Here is a 13,628-nt window from a genome sequence, read left to right on the forward strand (position 1 = left end):
AATACGTACTAGGCCGAATGCTTACTGTATATTTAAGTTCTCATGTAAAAAGAAAACATAGGATAAAATAAACTATTATGTTGGCGATGAAAAAATCATCGCCAACTCAAATAAATATGATTATGAAAAAATTTAGTATTGTATACTTATTTCTTTTGTTTTTTGCTTCCTGTGAACCAAAAGAATTTTTTCCAGACCCTAATTCTCAAAGAGATGAAAATTTATTCGGAACATGGCGACACATTGACACTCCCAAAGCTGATAGTAGTTTTGTCATATTTACGAGTACTGGATATTATGGTAGTACATCATTTATAAACAATTACCAAATCAAAGGATTTACGAATTTGGATGGTTTGTGGTATAATTTAACAATTTATGGTTTAAACGATATTGGAAAATACTATACTGCTAGTACTTCAAAACATTGGACAAATGGCAGATGGGAAAGTGAAAGTTATTACATGTTGAATAAGACAAATGATACACTATATTTAGGCTCAGCCAAAGATAATTTGAACGATATATATATTAGGAATGATTATCAATTAATTTATGATGGTTCAGATTATGTTGGAATAGATTCAATAATAACTGAATAAAAGCCCATAACAAAGCTGTATACGCCAGCCGGGGCTCCATAGCATATAGTGGGTCTCGTTCTCCCCAGTAAGCCGCGTTTGGCCTGAAAATTTCGTAACTGGCAGAAATGCCCCGGCCGACCGCATACAGCCGGGCGTTGCCAATAATATAAAAAGTACACCTTATGCAGTCAAAGACGTATATCTATATATGTGATGAGTGTGGAAATGAAATCGAAGCTAGCAATGATACTGATGAGATTACTTGCAACATTTGTAAGAATCTAATTAATACTAATCCAAGTCAATGGGGTAAGAATCATGCAAACGTCGATAAAAAGAATCGAAAAATTAACCGTAATAATCAGACATTTTATGCAATCGTTTTTGTTATTTTCTTAATGATCTCGATTCGTGGATGTGTAAGGTGTCAGATAAGAAAAAGCAATGAAGATCGTAGGGAAGATTTCAGAGAAATGATGGATCTATTGAAAAGATCCGAAGAAATGGAGGATATTGTTGAATAGTGTATTTGGGCTTAACTGGCTTGCTATAAATCATTTTTTCATTCGTGACTATAGTTATTTCATAAATGAATCAAGAAAATTATTAGAGATTGGATGGGTGGGCCTTCAAGGCCCAAGTTGCAATCGCTGAGCTCCAGGAGCGTGAGTCATTAGCCGGACTATCCAAGCGCTTTGAAGTCTCTCCAACGATGATTTCAAAATGGAAATAATGAAAAAAACACATCAAGGAATAAATCGAATGATTTTGGCCCATCTTTACAAGAAAACTGCTTAATTTGGCACTTAGTACCATACGCTATTTTAGGCATGGGCTAATTTATTAACATTTATCTCTAATCCAACTAACATGAAAACAAGAAACTTAATTGCTGCTTTGCTACTGCTAAGCATTACTGCTATTGCCCAAGAGAAAAAATATCAAATAGAGGAGATTTCCTACATCAACTATGGTGATAACAGAATTCTGTTTAGGGAATTAAACGAAGAAAAAACACTTCTGCAAGGAGAAAATCGAATTATTGATGGACGTAGGTCTGAGTATATTCTTGCCACTTTTAAAGACGGCATGTATCATGGTAATTACAAGCATTTCAAAAATAATATCCTACATGAAGAGAGTAATTACAATGAAGGCCGCATTGATGGGGTTCAGAAAAAGTATGATTTTCAAGGATTAATTACTTCCTCTGCTGAATTTTCCGACGGGAAACTCAATGGTGTTTACACAACGTATTATCAAAATGGCAAGATTGAGACCGAACAGGAGTTTAAAATGGGGATTGAACATGGATTTTGCTATAGGTACGATAAAGAAACTGGCAAAAGAACCTCGGAGACTTATTATAATAACGGTAAAAATGATGGCACCTGGATACAGCACATTTCTGGTAATAGAGTTGATTACATTGAGTATAGCCAGTTTAAAGACGGGATATTGATTGGCGAATTCTCCAGGAAAACTGAAGATGGAATATATATTTTAAAAGGCTTCTATAAGAACGGTAAAAAAGACGGTGAATGGATAATTCAGGATGCGGATGGTACACCAAGAGAGATGGTTACTTATAATGAGGGAACTAAAAATGGACCATTTAAATACTATTATTCAAATGGCTCATTAAGAGAAGAAGGAAAATATAAAAACGACCAAATTGTTAGCAGTGTAAGGTATCATACTAACGGAGAAGTTGTTGAGTAATGTTTCAGCCCCCAAAAACATCGGATTAAGTTATAGAAGTTGGTGTGAATTTTAACAAATACGAAGGAAAAATCAATGGAGGAGAAAGTTGTGGGTAAGAGTCGCATAGAAGTCGTTGATAGTCTTCGGGGTTTTGCCATTATGGGGATAATGCTCTTACACAGTATAGAGCATTTTAATTTTTTCAATTATCCGGAACTCGCTGATCAACCCGCTTGGTTAAGCAGTTTGGATTCATTTGTTTGGGATGCTTTGTTCTTTTTGTTTGGCGGTAAGGGCTATGCCATTTTTGCCCTGCTTTTTGGCTATACTTTTGGCCTGATGATGAACAAACAGAAGAAGCTGGGGAAAGATTTTGGCCCTCGCTTTTTGTGGCGGATGCTGTTGTTGGCCGGTTTTGCAGTGATTAATGGTTTGTTTTTTCCAGGTGAGGTGCTTATGATGTATGCCCTTCTTGGTGTGGTATTGTTTTTTGTGCGGAATTTGAGTGCAAAGTACTTGCTGCTGGTTGCCGTGTTTTTTCTTTTGCAGCCCATTGAATGGTTCCGGTACGTGTATTATGTGTTCAACAATGATTATTTTCCTGCCTTCTTTAACGATGGTGCCCTTTGGCGCCAGGTGACCCAAGGGCAGCAAAGCAGTTCTTTTTTTGAACTGATTACTTCAAATACGTTGTATGGACACAAAGCTTCCCTGATGTGGGCTTATAATGTGGGGCGTTTGTTACAAACTGCAGGTTTGTTTGTGTTGGGCTATTGGATACATCAGAAACAATTGTTTTCCGATTCGAAGGAGAATGCCCGCATCTGGAGCAGGACCTTAATTATTGCAGCATTGGTTTTTATTCCTTTGTACTTGCTGAAGTTGAGTTTCGATAAGCTCTTTGATGCAGAGATATTGAAGGCTTCTGTTTATCATGCGGTGCATATGTATGGAAATTTCGCCTTTACGCTTGTGTTGTTGGCTTCTTTTGTACTTCTGTATCAGTGGGGCTTTTTTAGAAAGATGGCGGGTGGTCTAAGGTATTGTGGACGCATGAGCATGACTGCTTACATCACGCAATCGATCGTGGGTGGTTTTATCTTTTATCAATACGGTTTAGGGTTGGGACTTAAGTTGGGCAGTTCCTTAAGCTTGCTTGTAGGGGTGCTGTTGTTTTGGCTGCAATTTCAATTTTGTAAATATTGGATTAAGAAGTATGGACGGGGGCCGTTTGAGAAGCTTTGGCATAAGTTAACCTGGATAAAGCAAACCCGATAGCAGGGGGGGGCACAAACACACAAAATCTTCCGGCTTTGCTGTGCGCTGTGTAAAGAACTGGTTAAATAAATGAGCAACAATGAAAAAATGGATTTTTTTTGTATTGGTGACGGTCTTGGCGACCGCTTGTGCAGGGGGCGGCATGTCTGCCTCGGAAAACGACGCAGCAGCGTCAAAGGTGCTTACCTTTTGTTCTGATCCCGAAAATGAGCAGTTTAAAGGGGAGCAGGATGGCTATGCTTATGAGTTGTGGAACCAGAATGGGGCAGGTGATGCCTGTATGACCATTGGCGAGGGTGCTTTATTCAGTGGACCGTGGAACCGCTGATTGAGTTTTATGTGGTGGAGGACTGGTGCCGGTGGATTCCGTCGATGGCCGAAGGCAGCGTGTTGAAGGACAGCTTTGAAATTGATGGCAGCATTTACGACATTTACGAAAGTACACGGGTCAACCAGCCTTCAATTATCGGGAATACTACTTTTCAGCAGTATTTCAGCATCAGAAGGGACGTTCGCAACAGCGGAAGTATTGATATTTCGGCACATTTTGACAAATGGGAATCGCTGGATATGGAGTTGGGTAAAATGAACGAGGTGGCTTTTGTGGTGGAAGGCTACAAGAGCAACGGTCGCTTCGAATTTACCGACCTGGAAGTAATAGTACAGTAGCTATCAATTAACTTTAACTTTAACTTAAACCTATGAAAACCAGTATTGCTTTATTGGCACTTGCGCTCTGTGTCAGTGCGACCTCTGTTGCACAAAAAGAGCAGGAAGTCAGCTCGGGAATTAAAAGGGTGACCGTATATACTAAGGGGGCGCAAATTGAACGGGAGGCGACGCTAAGTTTGACCACCGGCCAAACGCTTGTGAAGCTGACCGGACTCTCGCCCTACATCAGAAAGGAGAGTATTCGAATGGCGGGGGATGGTTCCTTTACCATTTTAAGTGTTCAGCACCAGAACGATTTTTTAAATGAGTTGGGCAGGAGTGCGGAATTGGAGGCACTGACCCAAAAAATGGATGCTCTTCGTTTGAAAATTCAGGAAGAGGAGACCTGGGTAAAGATTATATCGGGAAAATTGGATTTTCTTCAGGCAAACAAAGCGGTGGCTGGCAAGGAACAGACCATCAGTCCCGAGGCATTTAAATCACTCAACACCATTTATGGTGCCAATTTGGAGCAATTGAATCTTGACTTGTTGGCGCGCAATAGAAAAATTGTGGCCCATAATAAGGAGATGGAAAAGCTCAGGAGTCAGCAAGCGGCTTTGGATAATAAGGCCGATTTGCCTTCGGGCACCATCTTGGTTACGGTCGAGTCACAGGTGCCCAGGTCGGCTCAACTGTCGTTCAGCTATATGGTGGCCAACGCATCGTGGTCGCCTTCCTACGATATGCGTTTTTTGGGTTTGGATAAACCCTTGAAAGTGACGCATAAGGCCAATGTGAGCCAAAATACGGGGGTAGACTGGAAGGATGTGAATTTGGTGTTGTCAACTGCCCAGACCGATGTGTCGGCTACCCTTCCAGCATTGCTGCCCTTTCACCTGCGTTTTTATGAACCGGTACTGCGTAAGGCGCTGAGTGGAAGGATGCCTGGTGTGGCGGTGCAGGAGATGGAGCTTTATGATACTGCTCCGGAGGTTCGGATCAGAGGTTTTGGCAGTCTCGATAAAAACAGCCCCCTTTACATTGTCGATGGGGTGCCCCGCAACGATATTTCCGATCTTGATCCCAACGGAATTCAAAGTATTGAGGTGCTTAAGGATGCTTCAGCAACGGCTGTATATGGCTCACGTGGGGCCAATGGCGTGGTGCTTGTTACCACCAAAACGGGTGAGGGGGACGCGTCCATTCCTTTAACCGTTACTTCCAAAAGAGAGACGTCCAACGAGTTTAAAGTAGAGGCTTTACAAACCATTGCTTCAACAAATAAAGCCACAACCATCGCTTATCGGGAGGCTGATTTAAAGGCCGATTTTGCTTATCAGTCGGTACCAAAATTGGCACAGCATGTGTTCTTGATCGGAAAAATTGGAGAATGGTACAAGGCCGATTTGTTGGATGCTGAAGCTAATGTTTATCTCGAAAATGCCTTTGTTGGTACCACAGTCATTGATACCGAGGCCTTCAGCGATTCTTTAGCGCTTTCGTTTGGGGTCGATAACAACATAAGCATTAAGCGGGAAAAACTGACCGAGTACAGCGAGAATCAGTTTATTGGTGCCCATCGTAAAGAAACCCTGGCCTTTCAGTTGACTTTGCGAAACAATAAGACCTACCCTGTTGAAGTGGTGGTTTACGACCAGTTGCCCATTTCCACCAATAAGGACATTCAAGTGGAAGGGCTGGATTTATCAGGTGCCAGCTTGGATGCTGCTTCGGGTAAACTGACCTGGAAGGTGCCCTTAAAAGCCAATGAAACAAAAGAAATCATTCTAAAGTATTCGGTGCGCTATCCGAAGGACAAAAAAGTATTGGTGGAATAAAATGCCTGAATTGTTGTGTCCGCAATTAGAAACGTTTAATTTTAGCGCATAGTTAACCTTAAATCTACAGCTATGAAGAAAGTGTTTTTTGGATTATTTACCCTGGCAATGCTGTCGGCTTGTGCCGGTGGGGGCCAAAAGGCTGCGGAAGAAGAATCGCAGGAAGTTTTAAAGTTGGAGCAATCGACCGAAAAGCTGGAGGAGGCTTTGGAGTCGGCTGAAGTAGAACTGGAAGAGGCGCAAAGCGAAATTGATTCTTTGTTGAACGGTCTTTAAAGTATTTATTATGAAAAAGATATCTGTATTGATGTTGGCTCTTGTTCTGGGTGCCTCCTTTGCTTTTGCACAGGGTCAGGGCCAGGGAAAAGGCAAGGGTTTGATGAAGAAAACCGAAGAGGCTGCAGAAAAGGCTGCCGAGGAAGTGAAAGAAGCTGCTGAGGTGGTGGCCGAAGAGGCCGAAGAGGCTGCCGAGGTGGTGGCTGAAGAAGCTGAGGACCTGTATGAGCGGGGAAAAGATAAGGTGAAGGGTAAGGATAAAGGCCAGGAAAAAGGAAAAGAAAAGGAAGAGAAGGAAGAGAAGGGAGGCAAAGGCCGTGATAAGGAAATGACGGGTCGGGAGTTTGGTCAACAGCGTGCTGCCGAAGCCCGGCAGCGAGCCGAACAGCGTCGTGCTGAAGCCAAGCAGAAACTGGAAGAACAGGAGCAGAAGGTGCAAAGCAACGAAGAGCGTATTGCTGAAGCCCGCGAGCGTGTGAAGCAACAGCGGGAGCAGGGCGAGATTTCAGCAGAAGAGGAGGCCGAACGCAACGAGCGTATTCAGCAAGCCGAAGAGCGCATGGAGCAGATGCGCGAAACGGTGCGTGAGCGTCGTCGTCAGATCGAAGAATTGGGCAAGGAGCTGGAAGAGCCCGTTCAGCCGGAGTAGACAGCTGCAGTAAGGGCCTGTTATAAGACTTAAAACCATAAAATAGCGCCGCAAGATCAAATTGATCTTGCGGCGCTTCTTTTTTATTCTGCCGCTTAAAACCCATTGATGGTACTGCGGATGGCGCTGAGCTCTTTTACGTGACCAATAGCTCATTTCATCAACACTGGAAGGTATTTCATACAAAAACAGAGGGAGATTTTTTGGTTTAGCCTTATATTTGATCTGTTGAATGCCGGGTATGTGGTTGATTATTCGACTTATGTAGTCTGTTATTCAATTCTGAATTTCCTTATCCTGGTCCTGAGCAAATGAAAAAGTTGACTTGGTTTTATATTCTGGTTTTGTGCCTCTCATGGGGAGGTGCATTCCTCGATACTGTCTGGGCGAATGATGCACAACTTGATTCGCTTCATTGTTATTATAGTGCCCAAATTCAGGGGGCAGAGTCAAACGATACGCTGTTGATGGATGCTCTATTTGCCTATGGCGAGTCGCTCGACGATATTGGAGAAACGGAATTGGCGGTGGAACAATTTGAAGCGTCATGGAACTTGGCGCAAGAAAATGATGATGTTGTAAGGGCTGCTGATGTAGGTAATTATCTGGCAAGTTTGTATTGGGAGCAGGGCGAATGTGAAAAATCAACTTCTTTTTATTTGGAGGCACTTGCTTTTGCTCATAAGAGCGGCAGGGTAGGGACCATTGCTAAAATTGGAATGAATTTGGCCTGTAATTACAGTTTAAGCGGTGATTACGAGAATGCGATTACCCATGCTTTAAAGGCGCTTGAGCTTAAGGAATCCAATCGCCATTTGGAGATGATTTGTTACCACTACATTAATGTTGCCAATATTTTCAGGGAAAGTGGCAACACCGTTAAATGGCGCGAGTATCTTCTCAAGGCCTATGCATTAAAGGATGTAGAGGGCTGTGCCTCCGCTGTGGATGTGGCAAAGATTTACAACAGTTTGGGGTCTCTGGCGCACGAGCAAAATGATTTAACTGCTGCTTTGGGATATTTCGATACTTTGCTGATGGTTAGTAGGGAGCATGATTTTCAGCAGGGAATTTCCACAGCCTTTGCCAATATGGCTTCGGTGTATAAGGACCTGGGGGAGCTGGAGAAAGCCCTGGCCCTGACTGAAGAGGCCGAGGCTTATTTGGGAGATCATACTTACGAGCACATTTACAACAATAATTGGAAAGCATTATTGCATAAGGAATTGGGTTCCTATACTGAAGCACTCAATTTGGTGGAGGCCAATCTTGCTCGCAAGGATATTGGGGGGTATGCAACAGAGAAACTGAAGGCTATAGAGCTGTGCTATGAGTTGAATTATTTGCTGGGGCAGTACCAGGAAGCATTTCGATGGAATGATTCGTTGCGTGTTAACGAAAGTCGTTTCAGAGACGAACGTGTGCGGGGAATGGTAGAGGATCTTGAAACCCAATATCAAATGGCTCAGAAGGAAATGCAGATAGAGCTGTTGGAGGCTGAAAATGAAGTGAAAACTCAAAGAATTAGGATGGGAATGGGGCTGTTGGTACTGTTTAGCGTCCTTGGGGGATTTGGATTCTATACTTATCGCATGAAACAGCAGCAGGCTTTCCTGTTACAAACTGATTTGCAGCAGAAGTTGTTGAGATCACAGATGAATCCCCATTTCCTGTTTAATGCGCTCAGCAGTATTCAGTGTTTTATGTATCAGAAGGATACCGAGTTGGCTGCCGGGTATCTTGGCAACTTTGCTGCTTTAACACGTGGTATCTTAGAACATTCGCGACGAGATTTTATCCCCCTCTGTGCAGAACTAAAGGTGCTGGAGAATTATCTGGAGTTGGAGGTGATGCGACTGGATGGTAAGGTGGCTTATCAAATAGAGGTGGATGAGCAGCTCGACTGTGATTTACACCTCATACCTCCTCTGGTTATTCAGCCCTTTGTTGAAAATTGCATTAAGCATGCCTTTACCGGGATCACTTATCAGGGAATTGTATTTGTCCGTCTTCACGAAGAGAAGAACCATTTGGTGGTCGTGGTGGAAGACAACGGGCTTGGTTTTGCAAAAGCTGGTTTTGCGTCAACAACTGAGCATAAATCTATGTCCATGGCTATTTTTAATGAGCGTAGACTTATTTTAGAGAAAAGATTGGGCAGTCCCATAAGTTTTGAGGTCGTGGATCTGTCGGACCGAACTGATGAATCGAGTTCTGGTTCAAGAGTGATCATACACTTGCCACTGCTTACTAACCAAAACCTTAACCATGAAAAAAATTGTAATTATTGAAGACGAGCCGCGAACGCGAGAGACCTATAAACATTTGTTGGCGCAAAATTTTACCGAGCTCGAAGTAGCCGGGGAAGCTGGAAATGTAAGTTCTGCCGTGGCTTTGATACGCGAAGTGAACCCGGATATTGTATTAATGGATATCGAGCTTGAAGATGGCAACAGTTTTCAGCTTTTGCAGCATCTGCGTCCGTATAATTTTAAGATCATTTTTATTACTGCATACAATGATTATGCCATTAAAGCCATTAAGTTTAGTGCCTTTGATTACATTATGAAACCGGTCAATGAATTTGAGTTTACGCACGCAGTGGCCAATGCTGTGCAAGCGCTCAATTGTTGCCCATCTTCTGAATCGCAGGTTGAAAACTTGCTTGATCATTATGAAGGCACACAAAAGAGTGGCAAACTGGTGCTGCGCACTTCTGAGGCGCTCTATGTGATAAAAATAGATCAGATTTCACATTGCAAGAGCGACAACAGCTATACCACCTTTTTTCTTAGCGATAAAAGAGAAATTCTGGTCTCTAAGGGAATGACCGAGTATGTTGAAATTTTGGAAGATTACGGCTTTTACCGTCCCCATCAATCTTTCCTTGTCAACATCAATCAAATCAATAAAATTGACAAAAGCGATGGTGGCTTTGTAGTAATGGAAAATGGTGCAGAAATACCTATTTCTTCCCGTAGAAAACCCTCCTTTCTTAATATTCTTCAGGGCTTATAAGTATAAGCCTGCAAATTCAAGCCGGAATCTCACGGATTCAAGTTCATTTAATTTTCAGCTGGTTAATGGCTTTACCTTGCTGAAAATTGAACGGATATGAACAAACTTGTCGTAAAAAATGCCGATTATGTGCATTTTGTCTATCTGGCTGATGTCGTTTACCTCCATAAAAGCAAGTCTTCTACACTCTTTGCGTTGAACAATCGCCAGGCTCTGGTGGGCGAGGCCGAGTTTTCCTATTACGAGGCGATGCTGACAGGCCATCGCTTTGTAAAGCCATGGCCTGGTTTTTTGGTGAATACTGCGCACATTGTTGAGGTGCGTACCAAATGGCCGCGACTACTTATCCTTTCAAATGGAAAACGAATTCCGCTTGCCCCTCATTTAAGGCGCACTGTTGAAGAGATCATTGAAGGCAGAAATCTCTAGCCCTGCGAATTCAAAGTCGTTTCCCTCACATTCAAGTGTTCGTCTAATTGGATTGTTTTCCGCGCTAATTTTGATCTCGATGAACAAACATATTAACGAAAATCAAAACCTTATGAAAACTTACCTGCTTTTATTATTGCTTCTTTTATGTGTCGGATCACGGGCACAGAATGATGAAACTCTTTTTGATCTTGAGAAAAGTTTTTCGGGAAAGTACCCTGCTTTAAACGCAATTGTTGCGCAGATAACCGATGCTCAGGTATTGGAATATGGTATAAGCTGGCGCAGTCCGTTAAGTGAAAATGTGACCATCGACAGAACTTACCAATTCTTAAAAACCGGCGACCAGCTGCTGGCCTTCGACACCTATTATCAAATGCTGGTTTCGGCGGATTTTCAATCTGCGCTGAGTAAAAAGTTTGTGCTTAAGGACGATAAGGCTGCTTTATTGTTTCAGGATCTGCTTTCGTTTATCGACGGCCGGGTTACCGAAGGGTATAACTTTAAAGTCGGCAGCGACTGGTATTTTATTCGGAAGGTGTTTTTTGACGATATAGAAGTCTGGAAAGTCACCGTAGATGCAAAGGGGAAGGTTTTGGACATTGACTATAGTTCTGAAATGGAGGTGAGCCTCCCCGATGTTGCCGATGGTGCTGAATGGAGTGATTTAAGCAAATATGTGGAGGAAACCGATATTCCGGCTGATCTGCATAGGTCCATGCAAGATTATTTTGAGGAAAAGCTCACCTTTTCGCAAGAAGTGGAGCCTCTGGCCGAAGACCAATTGCTGCCCCTCTCAGATGCCAAAATATTCCGTGTAAAGTATGCCTTTTCAGAGACTGTGTTTGAGGAAGGATATGGCGAATATGAGAGTACCAGTATTTTTGAATATCCGGTATTGGCGGCAGGCGATCAATTGCTGTTTTTTGATGCCATGACCGAGCTCTTGAGCTCAGATGCCTTTAGGTCGACCATAAAGGACGACTTCTGCTTTTCCGATATTGAAAAAGCCCGACTGTTTGATGCTGTTCTTGACGAATTGGTGGATTATGATCGTCGGCAACGAAGGGTTTTTCAACAGTATAATTCCTGGTTTTTTGTGCGTGAGTTGAGTTTTGGTGAGCCTGTAGGCTTCAGAGTCGAAGTAGATGAAGTTGGCAAGCCGATGGCGATTTATTATTCCAATGATTTGGCTGTAACCATTCCGGAAGAAACGTTTGATGAATCGACTGTGGACTGGGGTTTAGTATGGATGGATCCATTGGAAACGAACCTTACGCTAACTGAAGGAACAACCTTGCCTTTTGCTGTGGCTTTTAATGAGGAGGCCGCGTCAAAAACCGGAGCCTGGCTGATGGTGGCCCAACAAGGTGAAATGAAAGAAATGTATGCCGGAACAGATCTTTACTCTCCATATTACAGCGAAGTCCCCGGTGAAGCCTTAACGGCCGGGCACCATGTGATTGAGGTTTATTTGATGCGTCCGGGAAACGATGTGTCAACAGCTTACGGGAAGATCAGTCTGCAAATAGAAGTGCTTGCTGCCGATAAATAGAATTCTTTAACCACAATTTAAAACATAAGACTATGAAAAGTTTAAGATTGTTATCAATGGGATTGTTGATGTTTATGTTTGTTTTTTCGTCCTGCAGTAAAGACGACGATGCAGATAAGGTGAGCTCCGTAAAAGGGGGCGAGGGAACCTGGATTAATCCCTATAAAATTGGGCTTGGAGCTACCAAACATGAGGTTTCAGCTAACTCCACCATTTATGAGTTTGAGTACGAGCTGGGGGCTTCCTATACGCTTTCTCTGGAATCTTTTACTACCGATTTGGACATGTTTCTGGTTAGGGGCTCCGGCTCAAATATGGGGAGCGACTATACCAACAGTACCAATCCGGACTTGGAGGCAGAAGAAATAACCTTTTCGTTTAAGGAGCAGGATATTTTAATTGTGATAAATAATGATTTGGTACAAAAAACATCGTTTGTACTTAACATCACAAAAAACTAGCTGATATGAAAACTCTTTTTACACTGATGTTTACGGTGGTCTTCGTCTTTACAGTATCGGCACAGACTGCAGAAGTTCCTTCCGGTGGCCTTGGTCGCATTCCTTACAGCATTGAAAAATGGGAGCACCTGCTTTGGTTGAGTCAGAACCCCGATAAATGGGGCAGCAATTTTATTCAAACCGCAGACATAACTTTTCCACGCGATGTGGTGACCTGGGATCGACAAAAGGGAATGATTCCCATTGGAAACACCAATACTCCCTTTACGGGTAGTTATGATGGCAAGGGCCACAAAGTAACGTTTGTTTTTATCGACAGGGATGTTGATTGTGTAGGCTTTTTTGGAAAGACCGATGATGCGTTAATCAAAAATTTGACCGTACAGGGAAGTGTTAGAGGCAGCATGCTTGCCGGTATGTTGTGTGGTTCCTTAAACAATTCCGTGGTGGAAAACTGTGCAACGCTTGGCTCGGTGGAGTGTTGGGGCCAAAGAGGAGAGGCAGGTGGCTTTGTTGGAAGAAATTTGAAGGCGTCCCGCATCGAGAATTGTTTCAGTCGTTGTGATGTTGAAGTGGTTGATTATCAAGAGGGAATTGCGGGTGGCTTTGTGGCCTATAACAACAACTCCAACATTGCTTTTTCCTACTCCACCGGATTGGTATCTGATGTTTGGCACACTGGAGGCTTTGTGGGTTTGGCAGAGAATTCTGGTGGACTCTTTAGTCGCAACTTTTACGATGCTGCTGCTTCGGGTCAGAACGATAACGTGGGCGCTATGCCAAAGACAAGTGCCGAAATGCATGACCAGGCGACTTACTTGGGTTGGGACTTTACTGCTGTGTGGCAGATTGATCCCACTGAGAATGATGGCTATCCATATTTTGCTCCTTTGACCACTTCGCTGGCAGCTCCTGAGGTGGGTTCTGGTTCAAAATTGTACGGTGTGTATGCATTTCCAAACCCCTTTAAGGAGGTGTTGAATTTCCAGGATAACGTTGTTAAAGTATTGGTAATTAATGCTTTGGGGCAAACGGTTGTAAGCATGGAATTGTTGGGTCAAAAACACTTGAATACGTCGAACCTGGGTAGCGGTATTTATGTGCTTGAGGCTACTTTTTCTGATGGTAGTGTCATAAAGCAGAAGCTGCTGAAGCAATAGTAAAGCATAATAACAATAATAA

The 13,628-nt window shown here is 43.0% G+C and carries 15 protein-coding genes; all 15 read left to right on the top strand.

Features of this window, described 5'->3' with window-relative positions:
* The first annotated feature begins 77 nt into the window (after positions 1–77).
* The gene (locus B4W65_RS07345) at positions 78–602 is read left to right on the top strand and encodes a hypothetical protein (protein ID WP_088654499.1); all 525 of its coding nucleotides are present in this window, start codon (positions 78–80) and stop codon (positions 600–602) included.
* A 164-nt stretch (positions 603–766) separates the two neighbouring features.
* Positions 767–1,108: a hypothetical protein gene (locus tag B4W65_RS07350; RefSeq protein ID WP_088654500.1), complete on the top strand. Its 342-nt coding sequence runs from the start codon at positions 767–769 to the stop codon at positions 1,106–1,108.
* A 346-nt stretch (positions 1,109–1,454) separates the two neighbouring features.
* On the top strand, positions 1,455–2,306 hold the full coding sequence (locus tag B4W65_RS07360) for a toxin-antitoxin system YwqK family antitoxin (protein WP_088654501.1): 852 nt from the start codon (positions 1,455–1,457) through the stop codon (positions 2,304–2,306).
* Positions 2,307–2,381: 75 nt separating this feature from the next.
* The gene (locus tag B4W65_RS07365) at positions 2,382–3,566 is read left to right on the top strand and encodes a DUF418 domain-containing protein (RefSeq protein ID WP_088654502.1); all 1,185 of its coding nucleotides are present in this window, start codon (positions 2,382–2,384) and stop codon (positions 3,564–3,566) included.
* Between the two features lie 79 nt (positions 3,567–3,645).
* The gene (locus tag B4W65_RS07370; RefSeq protein WP_088654503.1) at positions 3,646–3,894 is read left to right on the top strand and encodes a hypothetical protein; all 249 of its coding nucleotides are present in this window, start codon (positions 3,646–3,648) and stop codon (positions 3,892–3,894) included.
* Positions 3,882–4,235: a glycoside hydrolase family 11 protein gene (locus B4W65_RS07375; RefSeq protein WP_205741235.1), complete on the top strand. Its 354-nt coding sequence runs from the start codon at positions 3,882–3,884 to the stop codon at positions 4,233–4,235. The genes B4W65_RS07370 and B4W65_RS07375 overlap by 13 nt, the downstream gene beginning before the upstream one ends.
* 32 nt (positions 4,236–4,267) lie before the next feature.
* Complete coding sequence (locus B4W65_RS07380) at positions 4,268–6,058, top strand: mucoidy inhibitor MuiA family protein (RefSeq protein ID WP_088654505.1); 1,791 nt, start codon at positions 4,268–4,270, stop codon at positions 6,056–6,058.
* Positions 6,059–6,130: 72 nt separating this feature from the next.
* Entirely contained in the window at positions 6,131–6,334 is a 204-nt protein-coding gene (locus tag B4W65_RS07385; protein ID WP_088654506.1) for a lipoprotein, read from the top strand.
* 10 nt (positions 6,335–6,344) lie between these two features.
* Positions 6,345–6,983 carry a hypothetical protein gene (locus B4W65_RS17290; RefSeq protein ID WP_158522799.1) on the top strand — a complete coding sequence of 213 codons (639 nt, stop codon included), beginning with the start codon at positions 6,345–6,347 and terminating at the stop codon, positions 6,981–6,983.
* Between the two features lie 467 nt (positions 6,984–7,450).
* Complete coding sequence (locus tag B4W65_RS07395) at positions 7,451–9,274, top strand: tetratricopeptide repeat-containing sensor histidine kinase (protein ID WP_158522800.1); 1,824 nt, start codon at positions 7,451–7,453, stop codon at positions 9,272–9,274.
* Positions 9,252–10,001, top strand: a complete 750-nt coding sequence (locus tag B4W65_RS07400; RefSeq protein ID WP_088654509.1) for a LytR/AlgR family response regulator transcription factor — start codon at positions 9,252–9,254, stop codon at positions 9,999–10,001. Before B4W65_RS07395 ends, B4W65_RS07400 begins: the two co-directional genes overlap by 23 nt.
* Positions 10,002–10,097: 96 nt before the next feature.
* Positions 10,098–10,430 carry a LytTR family transcriptional regulator DNA-binding domain-containing protein gene (locus B4W65_RS07405; RefSeq protein ID WP_088654510.1) on the top strand — a complete coding sequence of 111 codons (333 nt, stop codon included), beginning with the start codon at positions 10,098–10,100 and terminating at the stop codon, positions 10,428–10,430.
* A gap of 112 nt (positions 10,431–10,542) precedes the next feature.
* Positions 10,543–11,985 (top strand): hypothetical protein, encoded by a 1,443-nt coding sequence (locus B4W65_RS07410; protein WP_088654511.1) that lies wholly within the window; start codon positions 10,543–10,545, stop codon positions 11,983–11,985.
* A gap of 32 nt (positions 11,986–12,017) precedes the next feature.
* The gene (locus B4W65_RS07415) at positions 12,018–12,446 is read left to right on the top strand and encodes a hypothetical protein (RefSeq protein WP_146697738.1); all 429 of its coding nucleotides are present in this window, start codon (positions 12,018–12,020) and stop codon (positions 12,444–12,446) included.
* Between the two features lie 5 nt (positions 12,447–12,451).
* Complete coding sequence (locus B4W65_RS07420; RefSeq protein WP_088654513.1) at positions 12,452–13,606, top strand: T9SS type A sorting domain-containing protein; 1,155 nt, start codon at positions 12,452–12,454, stop codon at positions 13,604–13,606.
* Positions 13,607–13,628: the final 22 nt, after the last annotated feature.

Origin of the sequence: Geofilum rhodophaeum (assembly GCF_002210225.1) — a bacterium.
Classification (GTDB): domain Bacteria; phylum Bacteroidota; class Bacteroidia; order Bacteroidales; family Marinilabiliaceae; genus Geofilum; species Geofilum rhodophaeum.